This is a genomic window from Pseudomonas sp. KH_046_1 (assembly GCF_057839025.1).
In genome coordinates this window covers 213,127-226,002 of record NZ_CM174481.1, presented here as the reverse complement: position 1 = coordinate 226,002, position 12,876 = coordinate 213,127, and the positions used below count along the sequence as shown (strand labels likewise).

Here is a 12,876-nt window from a genome sequence, read left to right as displayed (position 1 = left end):
TGGTGTCGGACGCGAAATTTGCATCCGCCAACGATCCACTGTGGGAGCGAGCCTGCTCGCGAAGGCGGCATCCCTGCCGCCACAAGGCTTGAGGATTAACCCTTGCCCTTGGTCCGCGTCATATTCGGCCCACCATTCTTCTCCAGATGCTCAATGATGATCCCCGCCACATTTTTCCCGGTGGTGGTCTCAATCCCCTCAAGACCCGGCGACGAGTTCACTTCCATCACCAGCGGCCCGTGATTGGAGCGCAGGATGTCGACACCTGCCACCGCCAGCCCCATGACCTTCGCCGCACGCAACGCCGTCATGCGTTCTTCCGGCGTGATCTTGATCAGGCTCGCGCTGCCGCCGCGATGCAGGTTGGAGCGAAACTCGCCGGGCTTGGCCTGGCGCTTCATCGCCGCAATCACCTTGTCACCGACGACGAAGCAGCGAATGTCCGCACCACCGGCTTCCTTGATGTACTCCTGAACCATGATGTTCTGCTTGAGGCCCATGAACGCCTCGATCACCGATTCTGCGGCCGTGGCGGTTTCGCACAGCACCACGCCGATGCCTTGGGTGCCTTCCAGCACCTTGATCACCAACGGCGCGCCGTTGACCATTTCGATCAGGTCGGGAATGTCATCGGGGGAGTGGGCAAACCCGGTCACCGGCAGACCGATCCCGCGACGGGACAACAATTGCAGCGAACGCAGCTTGTCCCGCGAACGGGCAATGGCCACCGATTCGTTGAGCGGGAATACCCCCATCATTTCGAACTGGCGCAGCACTGCACAGCCATAAAAGGTCACGGATGCGCCGATCCGTGGAATCACCGCATCGAAGCCTTCCAGCGGTTTGCCGCGGTAGTGGATCTGCGGCTTGTGGCTGGCGATGTTCATGTAGGCGCGCAAGGTGTCGACCACCACCATTTCATGGCCACGCTCGGTACCGGCTTCGACCAGACGACGGGTGGAATACAGACGCGGATTCCGCGACAGCACAGCGATCTTCATGCAACACCTGTGGAGGAGGTAGATACCGGGAACACCGGCTTGTCTTGTACATACTTGATGCCCGGATTGACCACCAACTGGCCGTGGATCAGGGCTTTGGAACCGAGCAGCAGGCGATAACGCATGGACTTGCGGCAGGCGAGCGTGAACTCGACCCGCCAGACCCGATCACCAAGGGCCAGGGTGGTGCTGATCACGTATCGCACCTGCGCGTGACCGTTTGAGCTTTTAATGGTTTTCCTCGTCACCAGCGGTGCTTCGCAGCGCCGGTGACGCAACTGAACCACCGTGCCCAGGTGCGCCGTGAAGCGCACCCACTGCTCACCGTCCCGGTCAAATGTCTCGATGTCGGTGGCATGCAGGCTGGAGGTGCTGGCGCCGGTGTCGATTTTTGCCCGAAGGCCGGCGACTCCCAAATCAGGGAGCGCCACCCACTCGCGCAGACCGACAACGGTCAAATGGTCAAATGTCTTCAAAATTGCTCAACCGGTAGAAACCGCAGTGGCCGCAGGCGGCCAAATTCGCGGTATTCACGCAGAATAATGGTTAAAAGGCGACAGATATCTACAGCCCGGATTTCCAGTCTCGCAAGGAGGTTATGGAATGTCAGCATTGTAGTCCGGGATGGAGTAATTCTTGGTACGACAGAAACGGTAGTACAGTTCACCAATATTTCAGAATGAGGAAATTCCATGGCACAAAAAAACGAAGAGGACGACAAAGTCCGCCTCGATAAATGGTTGTGGGCTGCACGATTCTACAAAACCCGCGCCTTGGCCAAGGCGGCGATTGAAAGCGGCAAGGTGCATTGCCGGGGCGAACGTTGCAAGCCGGGTAAAGAGCCACGAATCGGCGATGAGTTCGTGATTCGCACCGGATTCGAGGAGCGCACGGTGGTGGTCCTGGCACTGTCGATCGTTCGTCGCGGCGCACCGGAGGCGCAATCCTTGTATGCCGAAACCCTGGCCAGCATCGCCAAGCGCGAAGAGGCCGCGACACAAAGAAAAGCCGGAGCCCTGGGCGTGAGCACTGACGGTAAGCCGAGCAAGAAACAGCGGCGGGATTTGTTCAAGTTTCGTGGCAGCAGTAACGACGACTAATTCAGATATTTCTCGGGCGATTGCCGCGCACTCGCCCGGCCTCACCACGTCTTAAGGCCAAGACTTGCAATTGACCCTTTGCGCATCCATATCTGTGCTTCGCCAGCAGTGCATCGCATGGACGATATCGCCGCTCGTCGAAAATCACACACAGTCTCTGACCTGTAGGCCATAACCACATTGCCAGCAGTGCGGGGCGGGAAACGACCCAAAACCCATCAGCGCTTGTTCCACCTTGCTTGGATCAGGCCCGGATTGTTCATAAAATGCCTTTCATGGCTGAACGTTGCGCACCCGAGGGGTGGCGCAGGGTAAATTTCTTGTTTCCTGTAACCTTTTTCACTAATTCAGATACCCAGACCTATGACCGATCACGCGGATAACGACTTCACACAACGCTTCATCTTCGATGACAGCGACACCCGTGGCGAACTGGTCTCGTTGGAGCTCAGCTACGCCGAAGTCCTGGCCAAACACGCCTACCCACAGCCGGTCGCGCAACTGCTCGGCGAGCTGATGGCGGCCGCATCGTTGCTGGTTGGCACGTTGAAGTTCGATGGCCTGCTGATTCTGCAGGCACGCTCCGAAGGCCCGATCCCGCTGCTGATGATCGAGTGCTCCAGCGAGCGCGAGATCCGTGGCCTGGCCCGTTACGAGGCGGACCGGATTGCCCCCGACGCTACCCTGGCTGACTTGATGCCGGATGGCTCGCTGACGTTGACCGTCGACCCGAAACGGGGCCAACGCTACCAGGGCGTCGTCGATCTGGATGGCGAAACGTTGTCCGACTGCTTCACCAACTACTTCGTCATGTCCCAGCAGATTGGCACCCGCATCAAGCTCTGCGCCGATGGTCGTCGCGCCCGTGGCCTGTTGCTGCAACAACTGCCGGCCGACCGTTTGAAAGACGAAGACGAGCGTGCCGCCAGCTGGCAGCACATCACCACCCTGGGCGGTACGCTGACCGCCGATGAGCTGTTGAGCCTGGACAACGAAACCGTGCTGCATCGCCTGTACCACGACGAGCAGGTGCGCCTGTTCGATGTGCAGAAGCTGCGCTTCCGTTGCAGCTGCTCGCGCGAACGTTCGGCCAATGCGCTGGTCAGTCTGGGTATGGAAGACGCGCAGCAATTGGTGGTCGAACACGGTGGCAACATCGAAATCGATTGCCAGTTCTGCAACCAGCGCTACCTGTTTGACGCGGCCGATGTCACTCAATTGTTCGCCGGCGCGGGTATCGAGACGCCGTCAGATACTCGTCACTAAAACGGTTCAGCGCAGGTAAATTCACTGGCTGCCGCCGGATTAATGCCGTTACGACAGGAGGGGCCTACTCTTTTTGGGCTTTTCTGGCATAATCCGGCCCACTTTTTTCGCGGTAGTAGTGCACGACTTTCTACTACAAAAACGTTTGGAGCACTCGGCCACTGGCCGACGGGGAACCTCATGACGCAAGCCAATAACGCCGTGTACACCGATCTGAGTGTTGATGATCTGGTTAAAGAAGCCCTCAACCGCGGTGAAGGCGAGCTTGCCGATACCGGCGCACTGGTTGTTCGTACCGGTCACCGTACCGGCCGTTCGCCAGTCGATCGTTTCATCGTTGAAGAGCCAAGCACCCAGGCCGCCATCGCCTGGGGCCCGATCAACCGCAAGTTCCCGGCCGACAAGTTCGACGCCCTGTGGGCTCGCGTTGAGGCATTCAACAACGCGCAAGAGCATTTCGTTTCCCACGTGCATGTAGGTGCGGCTTCCGAGCACTATCTGGCCGTGAAGATGACCACCCAGACTGCCTGGCAGAACCTGTTCGGCCGTTGCCTGTTCATCAACCCGGCTCAGTACAACCCGGCGGGTCGTGACGAGTGGCAAGTGCTCAACGTTGCCAACTTCGAGTGCGTGCCAGAGCGTGACGGCACCAACTCCGACGGCTGCGTGATCCTCAACTTCGCACAGAAGAAAGTGCTGATCGCCGGCATGCGTTACGCCGGTGAAATGAAGAAAGCCATGTTCTCGGTGCAGAACTTCCTGCTGCCGGCTGCCGACGTACTGCCAATGCACTGCGCCGCCAACATCGGCGAAGAAGGCGACGTGACCCTGTTCTTCGGTCTGTCCGGCACTGGTAAAACCACCCTGTCGGCCGACGAAAGCCGTTACCTGATCGGTGACGACGAGCACGGCTGGGGCGAAGGCGTTGTGTTCAACATCGAAGGCGGTTGCTATGCCAAGTGCATTGACCTGTCCGAGAAGAACGAGCCGGTTATCTGGAAAGCCATCAAGCACGGCGCGGTATTGGAAAACGTCGTTATCGACGACGCCAAGCACGCCGACTACGCCGATGTCAGCCTGACCCAGAACAGCCGCGCCGCCTACCCGCTGGAGCACGTTGCCAAGCGCTCCGAGAAGAACCTCGGTGGCGAGCCGAACGCTGTGATCTTCCTGACCTGCGACCTGACCGGCGTGCTGCCGCCAGTGTCGATCCTCAACGAAGAACAAGCGGCTTACCACTTCCTGTCCGGTTACACCGCTCTGGTCGGTTCGACCGAAATGGGTTCGGGCAGCGGCATCAAGTCGACCTTCTCCACCTGCTTCGGCGCACCGTTCTTCCCGCGTCCGGCCGGCGAATACGCAGAGTTGCTGATCAAGCGCATCCGCGGCTTCGGTTCCAAGGTCTACCTGGTCAACACCGGCTGGACCGGTGGTGGCTACGGCGTCGGCAAACGCTTCAACATCCCGACCACTCGTGCCGTGATCGCAGCGATCCAGAGCGGCGCGCTGATCGGTACCGAAACCGAGCACCTGGACACCATCAACCTCGACGTGCCAGTGGCCGTACCGGGCGTTGAGACTGGCCTGCTGAACCCACGCAACACCTGGGCCGATAAAGCCGCCTACGACGAAGCCGCCAAAGCACTGGCCGGCCTGTTCATCGAGAACTTCAAGAAGTTCGAAGTGAGCGACGCGATCAAGGCTGCGGGTCCAAAGCTGTAAGTGCTGGATTGAGCTAACGAAGAAGCCGCCCCTCGGTTATTCCCCCCTCTTGGGAATACATAGTTAGGCCCTTTTCAGCCAGTTACTGCATCAATACCCCTCTATGAGGGGTATTTTTTTATCCGTAGATGTGAAAGCCATACCATGATTTAGCATGGCATGCAGGCGAGGCCCAGTCTTATGCATGACCACGTTGTGCTCCTCGGCAGAGTTTGCAGGTTCCGGCGAGTTGACCGTGTGTACGGATAGATGCTGACAGCTTCAGGGGCTCACACCGAATTCTCCAGCCGCACTGGGTTGCGACTATCACGGCAAGCACTTTGGCGCTCCGTACCTTGACGCTCAGTGCATTGATGGTTTTCTCTGGGACGAAGACAGCTGCGATGAACCGGGTGGCGCTTTGCATAACGGCGGCGATATTCCATGCCCGAAATGCAATGCAGCCGAATACGCCGCCGAATATGGGGATACAAAAGATGAGTGACGAACAGACCTACCCCGCAGAGGCGCTGGAGCACAGGCGTGTTGCATTTGAAGAGGGGATCAAGCGGATCGCCGTTGAGCGGTTCGGCTATAGGGGAAGAACGTAATGCGTTATCGGAGCAACAAAGCAGGGACAAGCCGGAGAAGCCGGAGAAGCCGCCTTTTTGCCTTAATGTCAGTCCGTCATTTCTTCGGTCTTGACTATGAAAGGCCAAGACAACCACCCAGCCAAAAGTGAATGTGGCTGGGCTTCGGTCGCTGACAATGGCACCCTGTCTACTGGCACGCTTCCACCAGGTGGATCATTTGCTCATCTGATCTGACTCACCTGGAAAACGTCATGGCCACCCCTCTCCCTAGCGTCATCCGCGTCGAAGCCAAAACCAACCTCAAGCAGATCGGCGTCCAGCCCGGCTGGTTCGTCCGCGCCGGTTCCTGCTCGATCTGGTTCGAGGTGCAGCACGTGTATGACAAAGCAATACTGGTCGCCGCCCGCGATCCGCGCCGCGCCTCAGACGTGGTGAGTGTGGGGAACTTCTTCAGCGCAATTAACGAGGTGTCGAGCGTGGCCCCGCCTCACAGCCACTGGATCAAGCTCGACCGTAAGTTGCCCCACTCGCGACGCTCCAGGGTCATCAGCTCGGCCGGCTTGCTATGCCCCACCAACCATTCGCCGACCACCCAGGTGAAGTCACTGCCGTACAGATCGCGGTTGAGCTGCTGCTCAACGCCGCCCAGTTCTTCATTGAGGCCGTCCAGTTGCCCGAGCTGGTTGTACGTCGCTTGGCCTTGGCTGTCCTTAACAATTGGGCTCCAAAGAATGAAGTGTCGGCTGTACTCCGACAGGTACTTGTTTGCGTACTCAATGTCTCTTGAGAATTTATCGGTGAGTTTCTGTACGTTGTTGGGCCGTTTGTCCTTGACGTACTGGAGTCCTGTAGTCCTGTAGTCCTGTAGTCCTGTAGTCCTGTAGTCAGGTGAATGGCAACCTCACAAATGTAGACCTGCTTCTCTTTGAGATTGATGCCCACAACGTCGATCTCGCCGTGAGCCTCAACGGTGTAGAGATTGGTTTGAATGAAGTCGCATTTGCGGATGTACCGCAGATACGATGACACCAGTTGCTCTCCGACATTCAGCACCACGATCTCCTTAGCGGCTAACGATTAAGCCAAAGGGCGGCGGCACGCCGTCCCGGCTCCAACCGCGCGATGCCCGCGTGCCTATCCGTGGCGAGCCAGTCTGGCGGAATGCCGCTGTCGGCTGTGCCGAGGCCGAACACCAGCAAGCGCCGCCCGCCAGGCTGCGGCAGCACTGCGTCGATGCCGCGAGCGGTCATGACGTCGCCGGCGAGAAACAGCTTCAGCGTATCGGTAACAGCTGCCATGGGCACGCTCCCGGATATCCTGAATAAAGTAAACCGCGTAAACCGGGGGCAGCCCCCCCGCGTAGCTCAGCTGCGGGCCCCGTCACAACGGTCATCACGCTTCAACTAACTATAGCCAGCGAGCCAGCAGCCTCTTCAGTGCATCCAGGGGTCATAAACCCTAATTGGGGTCTACCTCTCGCCACTGGGCCCAAATCGCCATGGGCTGAACCCACAGAGAACTGTCCTTTTATTACTGCCCCCCCAAGGGCACCAACCAACTTTTGCCAATAGCATCACGGTGAAAACCATGAAGACAATCCTTACCGGCCTTGCCCTGGCCAGCCTTTGCCCCCTTGCCTTGGCAAGCATGGATGCGTCCAATGAACTGCCAGTGGAGATCTACAACTACTCGATGAACCTGGATATTGCCAAGGTCATCGCCACAGCCCCCCCTTCCCTACGCCTGTGAGGTCGTGCCTACACGTAGACCTATAAGGACTCCAAGGGTCAGCGGCATATCCTTGAATACCTTGTATGGGGCGATGGCTGTAGCGGCGGCTGATGCGCCATTGAAGTAAGTCCGTGGCGGCTGTTCGAGGAATTAGCCGTCACGCCTACCGACTGGTGCTCCTTGAGCGGGCCTTGGTATAGTCCCATTGGACGAAGAATGATGCTTGCGCGCGCTCGACAATGGCGACTTCTCAATTAATCCGGAATTTGCCAATCATGCCAACAAATATCCATGAGCGCAGGTCCAGGAAAAAGATCTATATTCTTCTGTCAGCTTCGATGCTGGTGCTGGCCTGTATTGGTATAAAGTTCCTGGTTGCGGATAAGCTGCCCCTCTCGCTGACCGCCTTCCGGGAGATCCTCGGGGGGGCTAGCGATATTGGCCACCTGGCCAACGGATCGGCAAACCGCGAATTTCAAGTGGCAGACGGAATCAGGGTGCCAACGCTGGTTGGAAGCCACCCGCTGATTCCGCACCCCCTGCCGAGACTGCCTATGCCAGACCATCCATTTCTTATGGATGAAACCGCGAGCGGCGGGGTTCATGGGGATACGTATAATTCCAGTACCACGCCATATGCGGGGCCTCTCGGGATCGCGCCAATAGCGACATATGTGCCGACACGCCCCGGCAACGAGATTTCGATGTGCACGCCCATGCTCATGACGCCCGGTGAAAAACTGGCGTCCTTGTGCGTCGGCTTGGGCAATCCGAGCCAGCTGGTGCTTTTTGATCCCAAGAACAATTTCAAGGTCGCGGCGCAGGTCGCCACGACCAGCAAGAAAATGAATTTCCTGGAGCCGGGAATGGGATGGTACACCGGCCTCGACGCTCTGGGTCGGGCCATCGTGGCGAACCCGGAACAAAAAGTTCAGATATATTCTATTGTTGGAAGCAATGACCAATACAAATGGTCTCTTGAAAAAGAGTATGACCTAAGCAGCGCCTTGCCTGATGGCCAACCAATTTCAGATGTTCATCCTGACTGGAAAAATAATCTCTGGTTTAGCACGATGTATGGCTATGTCGGCTACATCAACCAAATGACCGGCAAGATAGAACGTATGAAACTTCCGGGGGGTGAGGTTTCAGGTACGGCACTGGCGTTGAACGCGGATGCGACGTTCGTACTCACTACCATGGCACTTTATCGCTTTGAAATAGATGATGATGGAAAGATTATCACTCGCTGGCGATATGAATATGGACAGTCCAACTCAAGTGGTGATTTGACCGCTCCGACGCTGTTCGATGAAGGTAAGTTGATCTCATTCGGTTTGAACGATGACTCGCATCGCTTTGCGAGGGTGCTGGTACTTAAAACCGACGGCGCAGCAATGGCAAGCAGCTCCAGGGTCGTATGTGAGCATCCCGTGTTTAAAGAAGATAGAGGATATCTTGATAATACATTTGTGGGTTACGGAAAGTCACTTGTAATTCAAAATAATTATGGGTCGAAGTTCTTTGAACCGGCAGCATCCGAACCCGGGCTTGCGAGAGTCGATGTCAGGCCTGGATACAGTGGATGCAACACGATCTGGGAGAATTACTCGGTTTCGTCAAAGGTTCCACCCAAACTTTCGACTGCCGATGGTTATGTTTATCAATACACTATGAAATCGGGCGCTGGAGACAAGCAGGACGCATTTTATCTCAGTGCCCTCGATTTCCAGACTGGCAAACTAGCTTCAGAAATATTTATTGGAAGTGGAAAGAGGCTGGACAGCCCGATGCTGTCAATCAATTTCCTGCCTGGCGGTGTGATGGTTGCCGGCGTGCGGAACGGGTTGGTCACGTTGAGAGATCGCCCCGAGGCAACGGCCGGTGCCAGATAGGTTCAAATTGTGCCCAGACCTGTCGGTGACCATGGTGCGCGAGTTCGGCGTGAAGGCTTCCTGCTGGTTCTGAACACAACGGATGGCCCCGGCCCGGACGGCCCGGGGCATCGAAATCCTCAGGGTCACTTAGCCTCCAAGGCGAAGGACTTTGGAACGTACCGTCCGCATTTCAACGGGCTCAATGCGGACAAGTGAGGAGCAAGCAGTTGAAATCTATCGGACGAATGATCAGTCTGTCCGGGATGGCTTTGGCTATCGGCGTGCCTGCGAGTATGACGGCTTGACGACGTAGGCTTCGGCGCTGGGCGTGATGGCAGCCACCAATGAAGCGGTCGAACACGCCGAGGTGGTGATACTGGTGTCGATCTTCGGTGCCATCACGCTGCAAAGGGGTCGTGACAATCGGGTACAGACCACGGTTATCTATTTCGATCTTGTCTGACTAATCGTGGACTGTCCCTGGTTATCCCCGCTGCGCGAACTACAGAGTGGCCAGGGCGGTAACGCCCACTACAGGCCGAATATACGAATGCAACCGCACTGACGACAGGGTTGGAAGAGCTTTACTCACTACTTGTGAGGAGAGTCCATATACGCATTGTTTGTTAGGTGCTATTTGAACCCAACCAGATTTATGTAGGATATGCCCTTCATACCCATTTGGGACTCTGTGTGGGCTGACTCAATGTAAGCGTTTCTAACTCCGCACTGGCATAATTTGTTGATATGGTTTTTGATTGCACCTTCAGTGCTGTGGTCGAAACTAAATGCACTGCTGCCCTCTACAATGCATATTTCTTTGGTCATGCCATTTTCTATGGCCTGATTCTTTGTTTGATATACCGTGACCTCGCAGCTTGGCTCTGCGCGGACAACGTCGACCCCGATCGACAAGCCATTCTCGCATCGCCGACTTCCTTCGAGGAGCTTGTCGCCCTTGCGAAGGGAGATATTTGCCAGATCCGCTTGCGCGTACAGCCTGGGCACGAACCGGGACTGACACATTGCCTTCAACCCGCCTTCGCGTTTGAGCTACCCACAGTCGGTGATCGGCTACCCGTGCGATTCGCAAGGTGCTTGACGACTGACCGTCGCAATGAAAAAGCGCCGACATTGCCGCCGGCGCTCGAAAGTAACGATGTATTCTGATGTAGCGATACATCGCTAACTCAGATGGGCCAGACCCTTGACCAGGTTGGCTTCTGAGCTATCCGCCCCTGAACTATGTACCGTTACGGTATAAGTCTTGAGAGGGCGGCTTTTTTGTGCGCAAAATTCGGTTTTTCGCGGGCAAGTCAGAATGCGTCGGGCCGTTAGAGGCCTTCGAGCTCATCCGTGTCCCAGCGTTGGGCCTTGATGGCCCGGTAGAGCATGTCGATGGTCAATGGCACCTTCTCGCCGCGACCCTTGGCTTTTCGCTTTAGATTCACGTCAAAGCCGACGGGCTGGAAATAGCGATAGCTGTCGAAATCCACGAAATCGATGGCGAAGTGGTCTTCCAGGGTTTCGATCAAATGCCGGGCGTCTGCACCGTTGCAGCCCAAGTCGAAATTGATCGAGGTGCCGAGGTTGATGGTTTTGCGTTCGGGGAAGCCGAGTTCTTCATGCAGCAGTTGCATGAGTTGCTGCATCAAGTGGTCGTCGGGGAGGTTGGGGGCGAGGTTCATTGCGTAGGCTCCGCTAATCGAAATGCAGGCGCCATATTATCCTGCTCACGTTTCGATATCCCCAAAGCCCCCGCTAGTGTTGGCCATTGGCTGACAACCTCTTTGAAGCTGTCGATGATGTTTTCTGCATCCACACGACCGACCCGAAAATACTCTGCCACTTCCCGGGCCAACTCCAGATCCAGTGCGTTATCGGTATCTGTGATGTTGAGCTTCAAGCCGTCTGCGTGCGCCACCGGGTTCATGTCATAGGCGGCAGACAATCGCCATCCCCGACCCGGATCAAGGATAAAGCCGTGGTTACGCAGGTGATCGTCGCTGTTGGAGACCAGGATGTTGAACACAATCCGAGACCACAACTCCCGTAAGTCTGCTTTGGTTTCCGAGCCGTGTTCCATGAGCACTTCAGCCAACTCAAGGTAGCTCGCGCCGACGGAGGCATCGTCACCGTCAACGCGATCAGTCATGGTCATGCCTGAGGCAAAGTGCAGACGGCCACCGCGTTCAGTGCGATCGAAGCGCTTGACCATGAAGCAGTGATGATCACTGGCATAGCGTCGGGCGATACCGGTCGCGACTCGCAGGCCACAATGATTGGCCAAGGCATTCACCACCAGTTCCCAAGCGCCAATGTCATAGTCATCGCGGGTGCTGGGGAACTTGGCAATCCACAAGTGACCGTGCTCGTCTGCAACGCTGGCCTTGGGGCGGGCGCCACCCAGTGAGCCTCCAGGTGCGATCAGCATTCTCAGCCACTCGCGGCCATCGAGTGAGGTGTTGTCCGGATCGTTTTCCAGAGCTCGGCTTGCTTGTTCCAACGCCCGCAGCTCAATGAACGGTGGAGCGGCCACGCCATCACGATCATCGAGAAAGTTGCCTTGGTCATCGAGCTTGTAGCGGATTGCACCGACCCGATAGAGATCATGTACGCCTAACAGGAAATCTGACTCGTGGAGCTTGCTGCCTTTGGCAGCCAAGCCGTCGCGGATATCGCGCTCCAGCCGTCGCTTCATCAGTAATTGACCCCACCGATCCGGGCTTGAATCAGCGAACACGCCAAACCGGCTTTGATGTTGCCCCGGAAACTGACGACCCTCATAGAGTCCGATTCGAGGGTCCAGGGGTGTGAAGTTCAACTCGGGATCTGCCAGCGCAGCCTTGTCGTACTCAAACTCGAAGACTTCTGTGGAGCCGGCGTTTCGGGCATGCAGGAAACCGAGACGTCTGGGCCCATTCAAGGATTCCCAATCGGCATACACCGCAATTTGCGTCATTTCTCACCTGTCGTGGACTTGGTTTTTTTCTTGGTCAACAGATTGGAAAGTGAGTGGGTGTTGAAGGGGAAGTCAGCGGATAGATCTGCTGTGGTGGATATTTCAGTCACTCCAGTGCTTTTTTCAGGTATTGGAGCATTTTTTCTCACTGCACTCGTTCTGCGTGCTCGCTGGCTTGAGCCTGCAGTGGAGGTGGTCCTGGATTTCAGTTGTGCGTCCTGCAGTTGACGGCCCACCTCATCGGTTGTCGCGAGTTTGTTCAAGTCTTTTTCCAGACCCAGAACTTGCATGACAGACAGGTAGGCTCCGATGGTCACCCCTGAGCCACCTGATTCCAGGGAGCGCAAGGTTGTCAGGGACATGCCCGCCCTCTCAGCAACTTGTTTAGCGGTGAGTTTGCGGCGTAGGCGAGCGAGTTTCAGTCGCTCGCCGAACTCGGAAAGTAGTTTGGAAGCGGCAGGCAAGAGCGGAGCTGTCTTCTTGGCCATGTGCCAATATTCCTTCATTAAGGCGCTATAACTGCCAGAATAATAGCACTTAAAGAAAAAGGGTGAGCTGCGATTGGGACATTGAAAAAGACACCCTTCTCGTGACGCTGATTTCCTTAAGGAAGGCATGTTAACTGGCATTATTCCAGCTGTTTTA

At 56.5% G+C, this 12,876-nt stretch carries 11 protein-coding genes and 3 pseudogenes; 7 read left to right on the top strand and 7 right to left on the bottom strand.

Features of this window, described 5'->3' with window-relative positions:
- Positions 1 to 95: 95 nt before the first annotated feature.
- Entirely contained in the window at positions 96 to 1,001 is a 906-nt protein-coding gene (rimK, locus tag AC3IT9_RS01015) for a 30S ribosomal protein S6--L-glutamate ligase (RefSeq protein ID WP_007972871.1), read from the bottom strand.
- Positions 998 to 1,477 carry a retropepsin-like aspartic endopeptidase RimB gene (rimB, locus tag AC3IT9_RS01010; protein ID WP_150726445.1) on the bottom strand — a complete coding sequence of 160 codons (480 nt, stop codon included), beginning with the start codon at positions 1,475 to 1,477 and terminating at the stop codon, positions 998 to 1,000. The genes rimK and rimB overlap by 4 nt, the downstream gene beginning before the upstream one ends.
- A gap of 216 nt (positions 1,478 to 1,693) precedes the next feature.
- Between rimB and AC3IT9_RS01005 the strand changes: the two genes are divergently transcribed.
- The 4 genes from AC3IT9_RS01005 (at position 1,694) to AC3IT9_RS00990 (ending at position 5,679) form a co-directional block, all read left to right on the top strand.
- Entirely contained in the window at positions 1,694 to 2,101 is a 408-nt protein-coding gene (locus AC3IT9_RS01005; protein ID WP_489271714.1) for an RNA-binding S4 domain-containing protein, read from the top strand.
- 363 nt (positions 2,102 to 2,464) lie between these two features.
- On the top strand, positions 2,465 to 3,367 hold the full coding sequence (gene hslO, locus AC3IT9_RS01000) for an Hsp33 family molecular chaperone HslO (RefSeq protein WP_150726443.1): 903 nt from the start codon (positions 2,465 to 2,467) through the stop codon (positions 3,365 to 3,367).
- A 180-nt stretch (positions 3,368 to 3,547) separates the two neighbouring features.
- Complete coding sequence (locus tag AC3IT9_RS00995; protein ID WP_056726915.1) at positions 3,548 to 5,089, top strand: phosphoenolpyruvate carboxykinase; 1,542 nt, start codon at positions 3,548 to 3,550, stop codon at positions 5,087 to 5,089.
- A 335-nt stretch (positions 5,090 to 5,424) separates the two neighbouring features.
- Positions 5,425 to 5,679 (top strand): hypothetical protein, encoded by a 255-nt coding sequence (locus AC3IT9_RS00990; RefSeq protein WP_489271713.1) that lies wholly within the window; start codon positions 5,425 to 5,427, stop codon positions 5,677 to 5,679.
- A 481-nt stretch (positions 5,680 to 6,160) separates the two neighbouring features.
- Here AC3IT9_RS00990 and AC3IT9_RS00985 read toward each other — a convergent pair.
- Together AC3IT9_RS00985 and AC3IT9_RS00980 are read right to left on the bottom strand one after the other, a co-directional pair.
- Positions 6,161 to 6,286 (bottom strand): annotated as a pseudogene (locus tag AC3IT9_RS00985) (hypothetical protein); the annotation flags it as partial.
- A 484-nt stretch (positions 6,287 to 6,770) separates the two neighbouring features.
- Positions 6,771 to 6,959 (bottom strand): annotated as a pseudogene (locus AC3IT9_RS00980) (hypothetical protein); the annotation flags it as partial.
- Between the two features lie 289 nt (positions 6,960 to 7,248).
- Here AC3IT9_RS00980 and AC3IT9_RS00975 point away from each other — a divergent pair.
- From AC3IT9_RS00975 to AC3IT9_RS00965, 3 genes and pseudogenes are all read left to right on the top strand, one after another.
- Positions 7,249 to 7,503: pseudogene (locus tag AC3IT9_RS00975) on the top strand (DUF2790 domain-containing protein).
- A gap of 128 nt (positions 7,504 to 7,631) precedes the next feature.
- Entirely contained in the window at positions 7,632 to 9,287 is a 1,656-nt protein-coding gene (locus tag AC3IT9_RS00970) for a hypothetical protein (protein ID WP_489271712.1), read from the top strand.
- Positions 9,288 to 9,600: 313 nt separating this feature from the next.
- Positions 9,601 to 9,732 carry a hypothetical protein gene (locus tag AC3IT9_RS00965; RefSeq protein WP_489271711.1) on the top strand — a complete coding sequence of 44 codons (132 nt, stop codon included), beginning with the start codon at positions 9,601 to 9,603 and terminating at the stop codon, positions 9,730 to 9,732.
- A gap of 871 nt (positions 9,733 to 10,603) precedes the next feature.
- Here the strand turns inward: AC3IT9_RS00965 and AC3IT9_RS00960 are convergent.
- The 3 genes from AC3IT9_RS00960 to AC3IT9_RS00950 are packed head-to-tail and all read right to left on the bottom strand — an operon-like array spanning position 10,604 to position 12,719.
- The gene (locus tag AC3IT9_RS00960) at positions 10,604 to 10,957 is read right to left on the bottom strand and encodes a DUF1493 family protein (RefSeq protein WP_489271710.1); all 354 of its coding nucleotides are present in this window, start codon (positions 10,955 to 10,957) and stop codon (positions 10,604 to 10,606) included.
- Complete coding sequence (locus AC3IT9_RS00955; RefSeq protein WP_489271709.1) at positions 10,954 to 12,231, bottom strand: type II toxin-antitoxin system HipA family toxin; 1,278 nt, start codon at positions 12,229 to 12,231, stop codon at positions 10,954 to 10,956. Before AC3IT9_RS00955 ends, AC3IT9_RS00960 begins: the two co-directional genes overlap by 4 nt.
- On the bottom strand, positions 12,228 to 12,719 hold the full coding sequence (locus tag AC3IT9_RS00950; RefSeq protein WP_150726439.1) for a helix-turn-helix domain-containing protein: 492 nt from the start codon (positions 12,717 to 12,719) through the stop codon (positions 12,228 to 12,230). The genes AC3IT9_RS00955 and AC3IT9_RS00950 overlap by 4 nt, the downstream gene beginning before the upstream one ends.
- Positions 12,720 to 12,876 lie beyond the last annotated feature (157 nt).

Bases quoted from the DNA above. Each gene is read 5' to 3' on its own strand.
- AC3IT9_RS00950 (WP_150726439.1), bottom strand. From the start codon at position 12,719: ATGGCCAAGAAGACAGCTCCGCTCTTGCCTGCCGCTTCCAAACTACTT.
- rimK (WP_007972871.1), bottom strand. From the start codon at position 1,001: ATGAAGATCGCTGTGCTGTCGCGGAATCCGCGTCTGTATTCCACCCGT.
- hslO (WP_150726443.1), top strand. From the start codon at position 2,465: ATGACCGATCACGCGGATAACGACTTCACACAACGCTTCATCTTCGAT.
- AC3IT9_RS01005 (WP_489271714.1), top strand. From the start codon at position 1,694: ATGGCACAAAAAAACGAAGAGGACGACAAAGTCCGCCTCGATAAATGG.
- AC3IT9_RS00965 (WP_489271711.1), top strand. From the start codon at position 9,601: ATGGCAGCCACCAATGAAGCGGTCGAACACGCCGAGGTGGTGATACTG.
- AC3IT9_RS00960 (WP_489271710.1), bottom strand. From the start codon at position 10,957: ATGAACCTCGCCCCCAACCTCCCCGACGACCACTTGATGCAGCAACTC.
- AC3IT9_RS00955 (WP_489271709.1), bottom strand. From the start codon at position 12,231: ATGACGCAAATTGCGGTGTATGCCGATTGGGAATCCTTGAATGGGCCC.
- AC3IT9_RS00970 (WP_489271712.1), top strand. From the start codon at position 7,632: ATGGCGACTTCTCAATTAATCCGGAATTTGCCAATCATGCCAACAAAT.
- AC3IT9_RS00995 (WP_056726915.1), top strand. From the start codon at position 3,548: ATGACGCAAGCCAATAACGCCGTGTACACCGATCTGAGTGTTGATGAT.